Here is a 19030-nt window from a genome sequence, read left to right on the forward strand (position 1 = left end):
TAAAATAAAATATATATTTATGCATTTGCAATCTAGTAGAATTATAAAATAAAAGAATAACGTAAAAAATAACCACAATATTTCTTTTACAAAATACAAATTTACCATTTTGAATCTACGGAGGAAAAAGATATGAACGAATCAAAAAGACTTACCTTTAACGCATGGATGTTTATAATTATTTATGCTGTAGTAGGATTGTTAGGAGGAGTATGTTTAGATGTACTTCCAACATACCTAAGTATTTCACCAGAAACAGTTAATTTAGCTAAAAGTATGTCTATATTCTTAGGACTTGGTTTCCTTGGAGGAGCTGCACTTTTATTATTGATACCTAAAAGAGGATTTAAGTTCGTTATCTCTTTAGCTTGTATTGGATCTATGATTGGATTAGGTGCGGTTAAATACGTATCTTCAGTACCAGTGTTAGCAGTAATAACAGGTGTAATGTTTGTTGGTGTATGTTTATTTGATGCTATATTACCATCATTTTTAACTTGTTATACAAATGAAAAAAATAAAAACTTTATATTTTCAACAGCTATATGGACAAATATCGCTGGTATGACAATAGCCTCTTTCTTTGGTGGTACATTAATAACATGGCAATTCGGAAAAATACTTGGTATAGCTTATGATAAAGCTAAAGAATTAACAGCAAATACCGAGGCATTTACGGCAATTCAGAATCAGGCTTATTTAGATGCACATACAGAAGTTTTATTCATGTTTGTAGCTGTAGCAGTGATCGCCTTTATTCCAGTATTATTCATAAAACAAAATCCAGTTGATTACAAAGAAGTTGAGAAAAAAGAAAAGAAAAAATTCGATTGGAGTATATTCGCAAATAAATATATTGTATTATTTGTACTATATACATTCTTGATTAGATTTGGGGCTGGATTAATCACACCACACTTCTCAGTATTCTTGAGTAAAATGGGTATTGCTAGATCAACTGTATCACAATTAGTAGCATACCAATATGGTGCAATGGTTTTATTTGTTATGGTATCACCAATAGTTATCAAAAAACTTGGAAAAGTTGTTTGTCTTGGAGGAATGGCGTTGTTAGCAATTCCATTTATACTACTAATAGCAAATGGACAAGCATTCGGTTCAGCAATGATTCCAGCAGTTGGTATAGGTTTATTCTTCAGATCTGGATTTGCAAATTTATCATCTCCAGTTCAACAGTCATTACCAATGGAGTTTGTTTCTAAAGAATTAAGACCAGCATATAGCTCAGTTATCTTCGTTGTTATGGGAGCAGCTCAAATACTAGCTGGATTATTCTCAAGAAGTTTCTTACTTCAGCTAGAAAACGGCTATGGAATATCATATTATGTAACAGGAGCAATATATGCATCAGCAGCAATAATGTTACTGTTAGTCTTCACTAAGAAGTATAACAGATCAAATTCTGATGAAGAAAATGCTGAAGCTGCAGCTTAATATATATTTAATAAAAAACTCTAAGTAGTTATTTGACTACCTAGAGTTTTTTATTTATTGATAATTATTTCTCTTCTCCCTTAAGAAAATCCATTGCCTCTTTAACTTTCTCATCATTATCATTTATCAACTTAGTAAATACATCTACAGAATTGTTATACTCATCTATTAGTTTGTTATATTCATCTACATCTTCATTTGTAAAGAAAATTAATTGCTCATCATGAAATTCATATTTTCCCTCTTTCTCCTCTAAGAATTTTAAAATATTATCCATAAATTTGTATTGATCAGTATGTGCATTTTTTATATATGTTAATTTATTTAATGTTCTCTGAACTGTTTGATTAAATCCTATGGCAAAATTTTTACTATAATCATTTGAATCATTAAATGTTTTAATCTTTTCTACATATGTTTCATAAATTTTATATATTGAATCATAATACTCATTTAAACTATCTATACTTTGATTTATTTTCATTCTAACATCTAATAATTCATTAATATCACTTACTGTATTATATGATAAAATCAAAGTTCCATTAAGCTCGTATATTTGGTCATTTTTATCAAATTCAATCAGTTGCACCTCACTATATAAATCCTGAACAAAACTAACACACTCTTGCGCTTGTCCATATTTTTCATAAGTAATATCTTCTTTTTCAATCTTTTTTTCACTTAAAGAAGAATTCATTAATAATCTAATTTTTTCTTCTGCAAGTGTTATTTTTTTATATTCATTTTGTTTTTTTTCTTCAGCTTGGCTAATTTTATTGCTTAACATTCCAATACTAGAAACTAGATAGATTATACTCATAATTAAAATAATTTTATTTTTACTTTTCTTTGAAACCTTATAAATTAATTCACTAATTCCAAATACTATTACGCATCTCCCAATTATACTTCCAAGCAAATAACCTAAACTTCTAGCTGCTGTATCCACATCGCTAAAATCCATCTTAAAAACAAACTTAAAAAAACTAATAAAACAAATTCCTATAAAAACTAAAATTATTGTTATTTTATTTTTTTCTTTCACAATAGTATTTTTAACTTGACTATCCATAATACTCTCCTTAAATTCATGTATTTTTATAATAATTTTGCTTAATTTTACATTTGAATTATAAGGCATTATTTGGATAAATTCAACCTTTGTTACATAATCTATTTACAAAGTCTAATACATTTCTAGCTAATATTGTGTGTAATTTTTCAATAAATTTCTTGCTACATCTCATGGTCTTTTAAAACCCTCTCTACAACTTCCTTATTCTCAAAAAGAGCACATCCACCTTTATGTTCATCTAATAATCCATGAATATTTCTTATTTTACCTAACAAAGGTGAACTCAAGGCTTCTTTTAATGACATCTCATTGAGGTTTACATCTGAATAAGGCGCAAAAGGACATGCCTCCACTGCTCCTCTTGAATTTATATGAATAAATCCCCTGCCTGCAGCTAAGCACCCACCAAATCTTTTCTCATCTCCTGGAAAAGCAATAAAAATCCCTTTATATTTTTTTCTCAGTTTTCCAAGTCTTTCATCAAGTTCTTCTCTCTGAGTTTTTGAAATTACAATACTTTCTGTAGTACAATCAAATGGTACATGTTCAATAAAGAAAAATGCTCTACAACCTTTATCCATATAATCCTTAATAAAGTTTTCATTTATAACACTATCATAATTTTCAGAAGTAAGAGTTATTGATATTCCATAAAAAATATTTCTTTTCTTAAGCAACTCAAAACTTAAGGAAACTCTATCAAATACTCCTTCTCCTCTTCTATTATCCGTTTGTTTTTTATCTCCTTCTATACTTATGATTGGTATTAAATTTCTACATGATGCAAAATACTCAACCCACTCTTCATTTATTAACATTCCATTCGTAAACATAGGAAAGATAATTTCTGGGAAGTTTACACATTCTCTGATTACTTTTGTCTTAGTTAGTGGTTCACCACCAGCGAGCAATATAAAAGACATCCCCAATTCTTTTGCTTGATGGAAAACATTTGTCCACTGATTTTCATTAAACTCTAGTGAACAGTTATGACTTTTTTCTCTATCATAGCATCCCTTACATTTTAAGTTACATTTACTTGTAATAGACGCTATCATAAATGGTGGAACATGAAGTCCTCTCTCTTCATACTTATTTCTAATACTTCCTGTACCTTTTTGTTTTAATGCAATTTTTATTATGTTTTTTGCTGATGAAAAATCACTAATTGCTATTTTAATAAAATCTTCAATAAGCAATCCTATTGATTTATTTAGCATTTTGGTTAATGTATTATTAGATATTTCACAACCCTTTTCTTTTTTCATTTCCTCATCCCCAAATTATTATATTTTTATGCTGTTCCAGAAAAAATCTATGTACTCCTTAATTTCTTTTCAATTCCATCAATATTAATATTATTCATATCCTTTAGCATAAATTCCTCATACATTTTATAAAAGGAACTAGTAACTATTTAAACACTGTTACCAGCCCTCTTAATATTTATTAAATACTCTTTATCCTTTTAATTCTTCCAATGTAACCAAAAACTAAAAATACTATAGTTAAAATTAAAAATATGAAAGTAATTCCCTTCTCAATTGACATGCTCGTTACCCCCATATAATCAAACTCCGGTATACTATTAATTGGTCCTATATACCATAAAATCATATAAACTATTTCAAAAACCTTAGGTTTCCCTGTCCAAATACCAAGTACCAAAGCTAATGCAGATATAAATGCTGCTCCCACCATTACAGCAAAAAATCCTAAAAGTTCTCCGTTTATTAGTAAGTTAATACATACTCCACATGCAGTAAGCAAAGATAATATTACCCCTGAAATCCACAATATTATAAATTGCCTTATATTAAAATTATTACATGAATAAATATATTGTTCTGTACCATATCTTTTTTCTGAGATTCCAATTTTTGACCAAATAAACACAGGCCATATCCATGTAATTGGAAGAATATACAACTTTACTACATCTATAGGCGAACTCAATCCAGCAACAATTAAACCTCCTGCAACTAAGTACCACCATTTAGAAAGCCCCTTAAAGATAAGAATAAATTCATAATAAAGCATGTAAATAGTATTAAATTTCATTTTTCTTTCCTTGTACGGAGTTAAAACAACATCATCTTTAATCTTATTTTTCTGTTCTTTAAAAGTTTTAATATTTGATTTTATTTTAACCTTGGTTTTTACTTTTTCTTTATAGATTAAATTACTTCTTCTAAATATCAAGGTCGCAATTAATACAATTACTATTGCTACCCCAATCCAAAATAATCTACTTAAAAGTATCTCCTTTGACCAACCTTCTCCACTCCATACAAATGTCTTAATGTTAGTTAATTGTGCTTCAAATCCAACTGAAAAATTTTTTCCTGTATATTGTGGAAATACATCCATTGTAGCCATTTTGAGCCTATCACTTAGTATTGTAAATCCTGAAATATCATAGAAATTTTCACTTTTAAATGCCATTTTAGTCCCATTTATATTTTGAGGATTACTTGATATACCATTAATTATTAAGAACATATATAAACCAAAATAGATAAAATTCCCTATTCCTTTACTTAAAAAAGGAGTTACTTCAAAAAATATTGCTATTGCAGAAATTAAAAACATAGCAGGTAATACTACTATTAAAAAGGGAGCAAATAACTTCCAAATTTCAATATTTAATGACTCTGCTCTCATAACTTGCATACCCAGAGTTGTTATAGCTATTACTACCACTGCAACTGTAAGATATATAAAATTACTGAGAGTTTTACCTACTAAATAATCAATCTTTCCAACAGATGATGCCGCTATAATTTGCCCTACTCCAGTATCTCTATCCCGTTCAATAGCATTCTTAACAATATAGAAACCAATAAAAGTCATGATTGTCACAGATACTAGCGCCGAAAGACTACCAAGCCAAGGGGAATTATAAATTCCTCTATAGGATGTTTCCCCTTGTGTAAGTTTTAAAGTCAAATAGAATTTTGTATTTTTATCAGGTACAAAAAGATATGCTGAATAGACCATGAACATTATTATTATCAAGAAACTATCTTGTCTTATACGTTCAAGAAAATCAGCTTTAGTTATACTTAATATATTTCTTATTTTTCTCATTTCTCATTACCTCTACTATCAGAAATATAATATAAATAAGCATCTTCAAGAGTAGGTGATACTAATCTTTTATTGGCAAATAATATATTATCTGTAACTACTCGTAGATGCATACCATCACTCTGTCTTACACTACTGCTTATTATATATTTATTTCTAACATCTGAAAGTTCCTTTTCTTGAACAATACATTCCCATACCTTATTTTCTACTGAACATAATAATTCTTGTATAGTACACTTAGTTAAAAGATTCCCCTTATTAATTAAAGCAATTTTAGAAGCTGTTGATTCAATATCCGATACGATGTGAGTAGAAAGAATTATAATCCTATCAAGTGATAAATCTGATATAAGGTTCCTAAATCTAACTCTTTCTTCTGGATCTAACCCTACAGTTGGTTCATCAACTATTAGAAGTTTAGGGTCATTTAAAAGTGCTTGTGCAATACCAATTCTTTGCCTCATACCCCCTGAATAACTTCCGATTTTGACCTTCGATTTTTCACTTAAATTTAGTAGGCATATTAATTCCTCTATCCTCCTATTCGCAATTTTTTTATCCATCCCTTTTATGGCTGCCATATATTTGAGAAATTCAATAGCATTAAGATTAGGATATACACCAAAATCTTGTGGTAAGTATCCTAATTCATCTCTAAGAGCTTTTGGATTCTTTGAAATGTCTACATCATTCCAAAAGACCTTTCCGGTTGTAGGCTTTGAAATAGTAGCTAATATTCTCATTAATGTTGATTTACCTGCACCATTAGGTCCCAAAAGTCCCAGTACCCCATTTTCAATTTCTAAGCTAAAATCTTTTATACCCCATAATGTACTTGTATATCGTTTACTTACATTGTCTATTGATAATTTCATTTCATATCTCTCCCAATTAATTTAAATATATACCTAGTTCATTTTTAAACATATTAATTAAATAATACAGATGAATCCACACCCATTCAAGCATTTAATTGAATTTTTACTATATTTTAACACTTAGATTTCTTCATACTGTCTCAAAAAGAGTAGGCTTACCTACTCTTAATAATAGTTATATAACTTTAGTACTTACATAATCTTTATATTTATTATTTTTTTGCTTCTCCTAAATAAGCCTTCTGTACTTCATCATTATTTAATAGCTCTTTTCCTTCTCCCTCTAAAACTATGCTTCCTGTTTCAAGTACATATCCATAGTCTGCAATTTCAAGAGCAGCTTTTGCATTTTGCTCAATAAGAAGTATAGTTACTCCCTCTTTGTGAATTTCTCTAATTATATTAAATATGTCTTTTACTATAAGTGGGGCAAGCCCTAAAGAAGGCTCATCCATCATTAAAAGCTTAGGCTTGGACATAAGTGCTCTTCCTACCGATAACATCTGTTGTTCTCCACCTGACATAGTTCCTGCTTTTTGCCAGTCCCTCTCCTTTAATCTAGGAAACAGCTCATATACCCAATCCATATCCTTCTTTATTTGCTCTTTATCTTTTCTAACAAATGCACCAAGAGTAAGATTCTCATGTACTGTGAGATTAGGAAATACCCTTCTACCTTCAGGTACCATAACAATCCCCTGTGTTACAATATCTTTAGTTCTTTTATTTGTAATTTCCTTTTCATTATATAAAACTTTACCATTAGAGCTTTTTACCAATCCCATTATGCTTCTTAAAGTGGTGCTTTTCCCTGCACCATTAGCCCCTATTAACGTTACAATTTTATTTTCAGGAACATCTAAGCTTATTCCCTTTAAAGCATGAATTCCTCCATAATATACATTTAAATCACTTATTTTTAACATCTTATTCCACCCCTAAATATGCCTCAATAACCTTAGGATTATTTTGTATTTCACTAGGTGTACCTTCAGCTATTTTAACTCCATAATCTAGCACATAAATCCGTTCACAAATCCCCATTACTACCTGCATATGATGCTCAATCAAGAAAATAGTTAAATTAAATCTATCCCTTATTTCACCAATAAAATTCATCAATTCTAAAGACTCCTGTGGATTCATTCCTGCTGCTGGTTCATCTAAAATAAGTAATTTAGGATCAGTTGCAAGTGCTCTAGCAATCTCTAATCTTCTCTGCTTACCATAAGGAAGAGAAGATGATTTTTCATCTTTTACATCTTCTAAACCTACTGATCTCAATAATTCTAAAGACTTCTCTAAGATTAACTTTTCTTTCATCCTATAATCTCTTGTCTTTACAATGGCAGAAAACAAATTAGATCCCAGTCTCATATGATTTGCTATTAGAACATTCTCAAGTACCGATAGTTCCTTAAATAACCTTATATTCTGAAAGGTCCTTGCTATACCTAGCTTTGTTATTTCATGAGTCTTCATTCCTGTAATATCTTTACCTTCAAAAAATATTTTTCCTGATGTAGGTGCATAAACCCCTGTTATCATATTAAAACAAGTTGTTTTTCCTGCGCCATTAGGTCCTATAAGTCCTATTATTTCATTTTTTTCTATCTTCATATTAAATTCAGATACAGCTGTAAGCCCTCCAAATTTCATTGTTATCTTATTTGTCTTTAAAACAGTCACATTTTCACTTCCTTTTAGATAGTTTTTATTTTCTAAAAAGTTTAACAGCCTTCATCTTCAAACTAAATACCCAATCCCAACTGAATTCTTTTGTCCCCATAAGACCTTTCTGATAGAAGAGAATAACCAGCATTAGTAGCGCTGAGAATACAACCATACGAGTTCCTGGTATACCGTTTATAACTAAAGAACCTATTACCATTTTTCCATCTAGAATCCTTAAGAACTCCATTGCTATAGTAATTACAACTGCAGAAATAACACTACCTGTTATACTTCCTATACCCCCTAAAACAACTATAAGGACAATGTTAAATGTTAATAAGAATCTAAACATTAATGGGTCTATTGTTCCCATTAAGTGTGCAAGAAGAGCTCCTCCAACTCCTGCAAAGAAAGAACCTATAATAAAACCCATTAATTTATGTTTAAAAAGGTTTATTCCCATTGCCTCAGCAGCAATTTCGTCCTCCCTTATTGCTTTGAAAGCTCTACCATAACTACTGTTTACAAGAAGAATCATAAATACTATAGTAAATAAAGCAATCCCCCAAGTCCACCAAATGTTAACTGTATCAGGAAGACCTTTTATACCCAACGCCCCATTTGTTATCCTCTGAGTATTCGTGAATATAACTCTTATGATTTCCCCAAATCCAAGTGTTGCTATTGCCAAGTAATCATCCTTCAATCTAAGAACAGGAGCTCCAATTAATGCCCCAACTACAGCCGCCATAACACCAGCAATTATCAATCCACTCCAAAATGGTAGCTGAACATTACTAAGCCAAGGTACTATTGGTTCAAGAAAGAAGTTCATTTCCTTCATATCTTTTGACATAGTAAGCAATGCGCATGTATAAGCTCCAACTGCCATGAAGCCAGCATGTCCTAAAGAAAACAAACCAACAAATCCATTTATAAGATTTAAACTTAATGCTAATATCACATAAATTCCACAAAGATTGAAAATCCTCATCTGATATGGATCAAGTATCATGTTTAAAACTGCCAATACAGCAATAAAAAAGATTATTGCTCCTATTGATAATCTATTTTTCTTACTACTAAAAATTGCATGTAATATATTTTCCTTCTTCATATTCTACACCTTCTCCATTGTATTTCGTCCCATTAAACCACTAGGCTTAACTAATAAAATAATAATTAAAAGGACAAAAGCAAAAGCATCTCTATACCCTGACAATGCCGGTGAAAATGCAACAATCATAATTTCACCAAGTCCTAGAATGAACCCACCTAAAACTGCTCCTTTTATATTACCAATTCCTCCAACAACAGCCGCTATGAAACATTTAAGACCTGGCATTAAACCCATGAGAGGAATAAGTTGAGGATATTTTAGCCCCCACATCATACCTCCTATCGCAGCTAACACAGAACCTATTCCAAATGTAAATGAAATAACACTATTAACATTTATACCCATAAGTCTAGCTGCTTCATAATCCTTTGATACTGCTCTCATTGCCATTCCAATCTTTGTATGGTTTACTATGTAAATCAATATAAATAATGCAAGTGCAGTTATTATAGGGATTATTAAAGAAATACTAACTATAGAAACTCCACCTATAGTAATTATTTTTGAGAACAAAGGAGCAATTGGAAATGCCTTAGGTCTACCTCCAAATATAACTATCGCTAGATTCTCTATAAGAAATGAGGCTCCTATTGCAGATATCATAATTGAAATCCTTGGAGAATTTCTTAGTGGTCTATAAGCTGCTCTTTCAAGAATTATACCTAATAAGCAAGTAAGGACAATTGCTATAATAAAGGATGCCCACCATGGTAAGAAAAAGGCAGTCATTGAATAAAAAGCAATATACGTAGCTAACATGAAAATATCACCATGAGCAAAGTTTATGAGTCTAAGAATTCCATAAACCATAGTATATCCTATTGCAAGAAGAGCATATAAACTACCAAGGGAAATTCCATTAACCAAATGCTGCATGAAAATTTCAAAACTCATATTATTTCCCCCATATTGTATTATTTAGATTAAAAGAATAAAGAAAAGAGAATAAAGAATAAATTTTGATGATATTCCTCATTCTTCAGAATATCTTTAATCTATTTAGAAGTGGTATTATATATGTTAAAATTTTAATTCAAGAGGCTTTATATACATACAAAGCCCCTTGAACCGTAAACTATAAATATTTCTATTTCATTGGCTCAACAGTTGTAAGATAAGTAAATTTACCATCTTTTACTGTCTTGATTACTGCTGATTTAACAGCGTCTCCATTTTCATCTAAAGTAACGATACCAGCTGCTCCTGGGAAGTCTTTTGTGTCAGCAAGAGCGTCTCTAATATCATTAGGCTCAGTGCTGTCAGCTCTTTCAATTGCATCTAAAATTAATAAATATGCATCAAATGCAAGTGCTGTAACTGCAGCAGGTTCTTTATTATACTTTTCTTTATAAGCTTTAATAAATTCAGTAGTTTTATCAGTAAGCTTAGCATTAGCATCGAAGAAGGTAGAGAATACAACTCCTTCTGCTGCGTCTCCAGCAATCTCAATAACTTCTGGTGTTTCCCATGTATCTCCACCAAGTATTGGCAAGTCTAATCCAAGCTGTTTAGCTTGTTTAATAATTAAAGCTGACTCAGTAAAGTTACCAGGAGCAAATATTGCTTCTGCACCAGATTGTTTAATACTTGTTAATTGAGCAGTAAAATCTTGGTCTCCAGTATTATAATAAGCTCTATATACTACAGAATCTTTATCTCCTGATAATTCTGTAAAAGTATCCTCAAAAAATTTAGCTAGTCCAACTGCATAATCATTAGACTTTTCAATAATAAATGCTACTTTCTTAGCACCAACTTTATTATAAGCATAGTTTGCCATAACATTACCTTGGAATGGATCAATAAAACATACTCTAAAATAGTAATCGTTATTTAATGTTACAAGTGGATTTGTACATGAAGTTCCTACTGCTGGTACTTCAGCATCCTTAACAACTTTTCCAGCAGCTATAGAAAATCCACTTCCCCAGCTACCAATTATAGCTGATACCTTATCTTTATCAACTAATCTTGTTGCAGCATTAGCAGCTTCAACTTTATCAGATTTATTATCTAATATAATTAATTCAACTTTCTTTCCCAAAATTTCTGGATATAATTCATTTGCTAATTTGATACCTTCAACTTCCAATGCTCCCCCGGCTGCATTAGCACCTGTTAATGGTTCAAATACACCTATCTTAATTACATCTCCAGATGAATCTTGTTTTTTATTCCCACAGCCAATTGTAACCATAGCAAATAATAAAACAAGCGATAGTAGTAAAGATAATTTTTTCTTCAAAATAATTCCCCCTTTTTCTAACAATTTCATTTCTTAAGAAATGAAAAAAAACATATTAAATTATTAAAATTTAATATGTTTTAATTAAAATATATGATAAAAAATTATCATTATTCGCAAATATGAAATTTTTGTTAAACCTTATAAATTATTATTTTATATAATGTGACAATTAATAATTTAACATAAATACTATTTCTACTTTTTATCATTGGTTTATTTAACTTTCACAAAAACATTAAATCCGAATCTTAATGATTCTATTTTTTCTGTTGATGACTTCTTGTTTCCTGATATATATGAAAATTGAATTTTAACCTTAATTTTATCATTCTCATCTTCAATTGACATTTCCTTTACAGAAAGACCTTTATTATTCTGATTAGCCCCGTATTTTTCTATAAGAGCTTCTGCAAAATCAGTTAACTCTATGCTATATATTTCTTCTCCATTCTCCTTTATACTAAGTCTGCTTAATGTATCATTATAGTTTACACTTAGAGGAATATCCTTAGATTCTTGAAATATATGATTCCTTAAATCAAATAAATACTCATATCCTCTTATATCAATAGCTTCAGTATTATCTAATACGTCAAAATAGAAATATTCATCATCATTATAATAATACTGCTCCTTATATTTTACGCCTAGAACCTTTTCCATATCTTTAAGCTTAAAACCTTTAGGTAAAGACCTAACATCATCTAAGCTATGACTTCTATTAAAGTAACTTAAAATACTGCTAATCTCTCTTAAGTCATTTTTTGATACATCTGAACTTGCCTTAACAGCTTTCTTATTCTTAATCATATTATTTCTTAAAAGTATTTTCTCAAATCTTTTGTTTTGACTGTATTTTGAAATTGAAAAACTACTCAATGGACCAAAAAGTGATACAAAAATAATTACTGCAAGGGATATAGGAAGTACTATATTTTTCATCTCCTTTGTAAATGAGAAATATATCATAACTAAGAATACCCATATTCCAAGTGCAACTACAAAATATCTATTTTCAGTTATCCCATAAGCATTTATTCTTATTCCTATTGAGATAAACATCATTATTATAAGTGGAAGTATTGCCTTTGGAAAAACTTTTATATATTTTTTTATCCATGGGTTTTTATTAAGTAATGGTGATATTAAAAATATCACTGCTGCACTTATTGCTGAATACCATAATACAAGGTGAGATACAAGTCCCTGAGGCCACTGTCTTGTAATAATTATCTTTCCAAAATACAAATACAGTATTATTGTATACACTGAAATAAGAGGTATTATAATATATAACACAAGCACCTTAATCAGCTTGGAGTAATCTTTTAAAAATAATTCTTCATTGTTTTGAGGAAGTCCTGCAAGGAAAAATGACGGTGCAAATACTCCTACTACAATAAGCCAAGTATAATAAAATATTTCTCCTTTAATATTTATCCCAAGAAGCTGATCTATTGTAAATAGAATAGCAGCTAATCCAAGGTATAAAACAACTGAATATAAAATAGTTGTAAAGAACCTTGCAAAAACCCTTATAACATAAAGCTCAAAGTTATCTCTTTTAGGTAAATAGGGTATGCAAATAAATATTAGATAAAGTATAAGACTTATACCTATATACCTTGTTATTGAAACCATCTCAAAATCATTAAGGAATACATGATAATATATTATTAGTAGTAATGCTCCCGCAACATATGTTCCATAAAATATACTCTTTTTATAATCTTTAATCCTTTCAAAATACAGCTTAATACATAATGAAAGTGGTATTCCTAAAGCAAGTACCATGGTCACTCTAGCTAAAGTTTCTCTTAATTGATTACCTGGTCCATATCCCAATTCATGCATATAAATAAGAAGTATAACACACGCTGTTGAAATTCCTATAGTCTCTGGGAATCTTCTTATACTATTTCTGATTCCCTTTAATATATCTTTGAATAATTCACTTATTTTCATTTTCATCACCTCTGCCTATCAATATTATATTTCTTTAATAAAACTTCTATGTCTTTTCATTGATGAAACTCGCTATTTTAGTCTACCATCGATTACCTCTTAAAAAATGAAAAAAATATTACAATCTAAAAAACCGTATCAATTTATGATACGGTTCATCACCATAGTTATATATGCGTTTTTTGAACGTTCCTGATCTTCTTTTCGATTTTTATATCATTTGATTCAGTACATTTGTGTATTCTAAAACTACTTTTATATTAGGCAGACTTCTTTATCTCTTTCCCTAGATTTACTCCCTTAAAAAATTTTTAAAATTATAACTACTTGCAGCCAAGAAACAAAGTGCCATAATAGCTAGTATAAGAACACTTGGAAAAGCTTTCAATAGATTATTTCCATGTTCTAATCCTTTTACTACCCAGTGTTGAGGAGCTATGAATGAATATTTAAATAAGAATTCTGGCATCAATTCCTTAGGCATAAATGTTCCACTTATTAAGCCTGTTGGAACTACAATTAAGTTTACTATAACAGGACTTAAATCTGGGTTCTTGAATACCCTTGAAACTAAGAGTCCAACTCCCAAAATAAGAAGTATAAATGGAATAAATACACTAATTGCCACTATAATATTTTCAAATATCAATTCTTTAAATAATAATAACCCCATAGTATTAACTATTAAGAACTGCATAAATATCAATGCAAACATGGCTAGTAGTTTTCCTCCAAGTAATTGAAAGCTTGAATAAGGACATGTGTAACTTCTCTTTAATATATTGCTCTTCTTTAATTCAGCAAGTTCATTTATCATATATATCATAGAAAACATCATGAAGTTTATTAAGAATCCAGTTACAAATATTTTACCTGAAGATTTATAATGATTTATATATTCAATTCTATTAGTTAATGTTTTCTTTGGAATTCCCCCAAGTACTTTTATTTCTCTTAAAATATTGTTTAACTTGTTTTTTACTAATATATAGCTGTTTATATCTGATTTTAAAAGAGTAAATTTCTCTTCATTTTCCTGAGACATAAGAATACCTAAAGTTATCTTCTTGTCTTTTAATTTTTTCTTTAAATCTTGTTCATTTAATATAGTAATATTTATTGTTGAATCATTTCTTAATTCATTAATTATATATTCACTTTTTTCACTTTTAAGATTATCTGTAACCCCTATATTTACAACAGAATTTGGAGCTTGGCTTAAAAAACTAAATAAAAACATTATTATAATTGGTGCTATAAAAATACCAATAATTGCTTTCTTATCTTTTAACATCTTTTTCAAATTAACTAATGCTATATTTAACATTTTTTTTTCTCCTCTCACAATAACTAAAAGAAATTAACCCTAAGCATATTAAAACAGCTATTTCTATTAAAACTATTAGTATAGATATTTTTACATTTGATAAATCATTTTGAAGCAATACTTCCTGGAATATTCTTTGTATATTGTAATTAGGCATTACTTTAGCAACTAAAATCACATTATCAAATGTATCTATTGGAAAAGAACTTCCCCCAAGAATCATTATTAACATAAGAATTACTGTAATGATATTTTTATATGTGTGTTCTCTTTTAAATATCCCTATGGAAACCCCATATATTCCAGCTATGAATCCTCCATGTATTAAGCATGGTAATATTATCTTTACAGGTGATATTGCCATTCTCATAACTAACATACATGAAATTATCATATATATAAATGTTATTCCAAAAGCAATTATAAAAACTGATAATACATTATTTAAGAAAATCGATTTTCTATCTACTTTCATGGAAATTAATCTTGTAAGCATAGAGTTTTCTCTATCTTTAATGAATTCTGAAGCAAAGGTAACTGCTATAAACAAGCTCATAGCAACAAATAAATTAACAATCATAGTTTCATATGACGAAAGCTTTTTATCTGTTTCTATTTCAACTGTTTCTGTGAAATCTTTACCTGATATTTTAATAAACTCACTTAAAAAAACTCTTTTTTCTTCATAAGACATATTTGAAATATCTTTTTCTTGAAGTACATTGACCAGTTCGGTAACAAGGTTGCTAACTATGGATTTTTCCATGGATTCTTTTCCGTAATTAATTATTTCCACCAAATTATTTGATTCCTTTATGAATAATGAATCTTTTTTATCTTTCAAAGTATCTATAAAGCTCTCATCTTTCTTAGTTATGACATTTATGAAGGGTAATTCTTTTAATGATAACATTGAATTTATCCCTTCTGTGTAGTTATCATCTTTTTCAATTATTGTATAAACATCAATATTATTTAAAGTTATGCTTTTATCCATCATTTTCTCATACAGTGTTCCAAACAATAATCCTATGATTATTGGTGCCACTATGAAACAAAACAGAAAATATAGAATTGAAGATTTAATAAATTTTAATTCCTTGACAGTTTGTGATAATAATTTCATTTTCCCACTCCTAATCCCTTAATTTTTTTCCTGTTAAGCTCAAGAAAACAGTCTCTAAATTTGGTTCATTTATACTTATATTAAGGATATATCCTTTATTTTCTTTAATTGTTTTTAATACATCTTCTATCTTATAATTAGTTGATGCAACTAAAACTTTAAGATTTTCATCATAATAGGCTTCTCTAACTCCTTCAAGTTTTTTTAATCTATTTATAATTTCTGGTTTATTCTCCATAAGTTTCACATCAATAGTAGTCTCATTTATAACTGATTTAAGTATATTATCTTTTGTTCCACTTATAATTTCTTTTCCATTATCAATTACTAGAATTTCATTACAGATTTTTTGAATCTCCTCCATATAATGAGATGTATATATGATTGTCATTCCATGTTTTTTATTCATCTTAAGAGCAAACTCCAATATGTGATTGCGTGACTGAGGATCAATTCCTACGGTTGGTTCGTCCATAATAAGAATCTCAGGATGGTGCATAATAGCACAAGCTATATTTAATCTCCTTTTCATACCTCCTGACAGCTTTTTCACTTTCATTTTTCTCTGTTCCTCAAGTGCAGTCACTTGTAAAGCTTCACTTATTCTCTCTTTTTTTACTTTCTTTTTTAACCCATACATCCCAGCAAAATAATTCAAATTATCCATAATGCTTAAATTCTCAAATAAAGCTAATTCCTGAGGCACATATCCAATAAATGATTTTACCTTCTTAGAATCTTTAATTACAGAATACCCTTGAACAGCTATATCTCCTTTATCTATAGCAACTATGCCACAAAGCATTGAAATTATTGTTGACTTTCCTGCTCCATTTGGTCCTAGCAACCCAAAAACCTTTCCTTTTTCTATACTAAAACTTAAATTATCTATAACTAATTTATCATCATATCTCTTTGTAATATTTTTAAATTCAATTCTATTTGATTCCATTATTTTCTCTCCCCTTTAGGCATATTCAATTAAATATCTTACTTTGATTCTGTTTATATGTACATTATATATTAAGGATAAATTGAGCATAATTGCCAAAAGTCATCCCTTTCACATTTAAGGAATGACTCTAGTCACTATTTCATATATTCCATTACATTAACCCTTTTTTAAAAGCAAATATGGCTATTTGTGTACGATCTCTCAGGTCCAATTTAGATAATATTGTGCTTATATTATTTTTTATGGTTCCTTGAGCTAAAAATAACTCCTCACTTATTTCTTTATTTGTTAACCCCTCCGCTACTAGCTTTATTATTTCTATCTCTTTTTCTGACAATTGGAATTCATTTATATCATTTTCTTTTACATGTTTATTATTGTTATTTTCATTCAACATCATATTTGCTATTTCAGGGTTTACAACTACATTACCACTATACGCACCTTTAATTGCCTCATATATTTTTTCGCTTGAACTGTTTTTTAAAAGATACCCACTTGCCCCATATGATAATGCTTTTACTATATATTCACTATCCTTAAAGGTTGTTAGTATAATTATCTTGATTTCTTCCTTTATACTTTTAATCATTCTAGTTGCTTCTACACCATTGCATTTTTCCATTCTTATATCCATGAGCGCCACATGAACTAAGTTATTTTTACAAAACTCATATGCCTCTTCCCCATCACTGAAATCACCAACTACTTCAATATCCTTATAAACAGATAAAAGTATTTTAAGACCCTCTCTTATTAATATTTCATCATCTACAATTATTAATTTAATCATAAAAAATCTCCTTGTGTAGTTAATCTATATAATTAATTTTTGGGATAGTTAACGATATAGAAAATCCTTTTTCTTTTTCAGTATAATATTCAACTGTCCCATCCATTTCCTTTACTCTTTCTGAAATCCCTTGTAATCCAAATGAAGAAGATACCTTTTCATCTCCTATTCCATCATCTTTTATATTTACATAAAGTTTTTCTTTTAAGAATTGCATTGATACAGTAATATTATTTGCTTTCCCATGTTTAAGTGAATTACTTAATCCCTCTTGTAAGATTCTATACAGATTATGACATTGTTCACTATGCAAGCTCCATTTTTCCTTTGAAACAATAAACCTTACCTTTATTCCTGTCTTCTCTTCAAAAGATTTTATCATTTTTTCCATAGCCATTATTCCATCATATACCTCAAGCTCTTTCGGCTTCAATTTTCTTACAGTTCTTCTTATACTTTCAAGAGCATTCTCAACATATGTTATATTTTTTCCTAACATATTCTTTGCAAGCTCTGGTTCATTAATAAATATAGTTTCAACAGCTTTTAATTGTATACATAAAGTTGACAATGCATGTCCCACGCTATCATGTAATTCTCTTGATACTCTTGTTCTTTCTCTCAATATAGCTAATTCCTCAACTGTATTTGAATATGATTTCAATTCATTATTTGCTTTTATGAGTTTTTCCTCAGAAATTCTTAATCTATCATAAAGATCGTGAGCTTGATTCTTTTTACTATCTAGCTCTTTAAGATAATAACTCAAAACTGAATATATAGCTAAGCTTCCACATAAAAACATATTAATAAAAACACTGTTACTTTTGTTATTGAAAGCAATAACTCCCACTAATATATTTATACCCAAAACTATTAGCATACTCTCATATCTTTTATAAAACAAAGATATATCCAAAATTGTTATAAATGTTAGTATTAAAGCCCCTTCCCCTATTATGTTTTTATAATACAATATAATAATTACATCTATAATAACAGAGAAAGTAAATAATCCATACTTAAATATATTTTTTTTATTTTCTTTAAAGAAATACATTCTCAATATAGAATTAAGAATATAAGTAAGTGCTATAAGAAATTCAAAATACACATCTTTTTTATTCATATTAAAAACCACGACTAACATTGCTATAAGAATTATATAACTCAAAAATCTCACCAAATAATAAGTTCTTTTTGTATGTATCACTCTATTTCTCCTTTTCCATAACTTATATACTTCTTAATAAGAATTGTATCCTAATTGAGATAAATTTACCATATAATAATTATTTTTCATATTTTTATGTGATAT

Annotated in this window: 16 protein-coding genes; 1 reads left to right on the forward strand and 15 read right to left on the reverse strand. The window is 29.0% G+C overall.

Annotated features, from left to right (window positions below; translation table 11 throughout):
• Positions 1–132 precede the first annotated feature (132 nt).
• On the forward strand, positions 133–1455 hold the full coding sequence (locus tag OW730_RS26270) for an MFS transporter (protein ID WP_271227016.1): 1323 nt from the start codon (positions 133–135) through the stop codon (positions 1453–1455).
• A 64-nt stretch (positions 1456–1519) separates the two neighbouring features.
• Here OW730_RS26270 and OW730_RS26275 read toward each other — a convergent pair whose 3' ends face one another.
• The 15 genes from OW730_RS26275 to OW730_RS26345 form a co-directional block, all read right to left on the reverse strand.
• Complete coding sequence (locus OW730_RS26275; RefSeq protein ID WP_271227017.1) at positions 1520–2530, reverse strand: hypothetical protein; 1011 nt, start codon at positions 2528–2530, stop codon at positions 1520–1522.
• Positions 2531–2694: 164 nt separating this feature from the next.
• Positions 2695–3801: a radical SAM protein gene (locus tag OW730_RS26280; RefSeq protein WP_271227018.1), complete on the reverse strand. Its 1107-nt coding sequence runs from the start codon at positions 3799–3801 to the stop codon at positions 2695–2697.
• 181 nt (positions 3802–3982) lie between these two features.
• Positions 3983–5623 carry a hypothetical protein gene (locus OW730_RS26285; protein ID WP_271227019.1) on the reverse strand — a complete coding sequence of 547 codons (1641 nt, stop codon included), beginning with the start codon at positions 5621–5623 and terminating at the stop codon, positions 3983–3985.
• Positions 5620–6501 (reverse strand): ABC transporter ATP-binding protein, encoded by an 882-nt coding sequence (locus OW730_RS26290; protein WP_271227020.1) that lies wholly within the window; start codon positions 6499–6501, stop codon positions 5620–5622. Before OW730_RS26290 ends, OW730_RS26285 begins: the two co-directional genes overlap by 4 nt.
• Positions 6502–6716: 215 nt before the next feature.
• Positions 6717–7430, reverse strand: coding sequence for an ABC transporter ATP-binding protein (locus tag OW730_RS26295; protein ID WP_271227021.1), 714 nt, complete (start codon positions 7428–7430; stop codon positions 6717–6719).
• A 1-nt stretch (position 7431) separates the two neighbouring features.
• The gene (locus OW730_RS26300) at positions 7432–8193 is read right to left on the reverse strand and encodes an ABC transporter ATP-binding protein (protein WP_271227022.1); all 762 of its coding nucleotides are present in this window, start codon (positions 8191–8193) and stop codon (positions 7432–7434) included.
• Positions 8194–8218: 25 nt separating this feature from the next.
• Complete coding sequence (locus OW730_RS26305) at positions 8219–9295, reverse strand: branched-chain amino acid ABC transporter permease (protein ID WP_271227023.1); 1077 nt, start codon at positions 9293–9295, stop codon at positions 8219–8221.
• A 3-nt stretch (positions 9296–9298) separates the two neighbouring features.
• Positions 9299–10192, reverse strand: coding sequence for a branched-chain amino acid ABC transporter permease (locus tag OW730_RS26310; RefSeq protein WP_271227024.1), 894 nt, complete (start codon positions 10190–10192; stop codon positions 9299–9301).
• A gap of 193 nt (positions 10193–10385) precedes the next feature.
• Entirely contained in the window at positions 10386–11543 is a 1158-nt protein-coding gene (locus tag OW730_RS26315; RefSeq protein WP_271227025.1) for an ABC transporter substrate-binding protein, read from the reverse strand.
• Positions 11544–11759: 216 nt separating this feature from the next.
• A complete protein-coding gene (locus OW730_RS26320) occupies positions 11760–13511 on the reverse strand; it encodes a DUF4153 domain-containing protein (RefSeq protein ID WP_271227026.1) in 1752 nt (583 codons plus the stop codon).
• A 292-nt stretch (positions 13512–13803) separates the two neighbouring features.
• Positions 13804–14838 (reverse strand): ABC transporter permease, encoded by a 1035-nt coding sequence (locus OW730_RS26325; protein ID WP_271227027.1) that lies wholly within the window; start codon positions 14836–14838, stop codon positions 13804–13806.
• Complete coding sequence (locus OW730_RS26330; protein WP_271227028.1) at positions 14816–15964, reverse strand: ABC transporter permease; 1149 nt, start codon at positions 15962–15964, stop codon at positions 14816–14818. The genes OW730_RS26325 and OW730_RS26330 overlap by 23 nt, the downstream gene beginning before the upstream one ends.
• A 10-nt stretch (positions 15965–15974) precedes the next feature.
• Positions 15975–16916 (reverse strand): ABC transporter ATP-binding protein, encoded by a 942-nt coding sequence (locus OW730_RS26335; protein ID WP_271227029.1) that lies wholly within the window; start codon positions 16914–16916, stop codon positions 15975–15977.
• Positions 16917–17070: 154 nt separating this feature from the next.
• Positions 17071–17712 carry a response regulator transcription factor gene (locus OW730_RS26340; protein ID WP_271227030.1) on the reverse strand — a complete coding sequence of 214 codons (642 nt, stop codon included), beginning with the start codon at positions 17710–17712 and terminating at the stop codon, positions 17071–17073.
• Between the two features lie 19 nt (positions 17713–17731).
• Positions 17732–18886 carry a sensor histidine kinase gene (locus tag OW730_RS26345; RefSeq protein WP_271227031.1) on the reverse strand — a complete coding sequence of 385 codons (1155 nt, stop codon included), beginning with the start codon at positions 18884–18886 and terminating at the stop codon, positions 17732–17734.
• Positions 18887–19030 lie beyond the last annotated feature (144 nt).

It is taken from the genome of Oceanirhabdus sp. W0125-5 (genome assembly GCF_027938815.1).
GTDB lineage: Bacteria > Bacillota > Clostridia > Clostridiales > Clostridiaceae > Oceanirhabdus.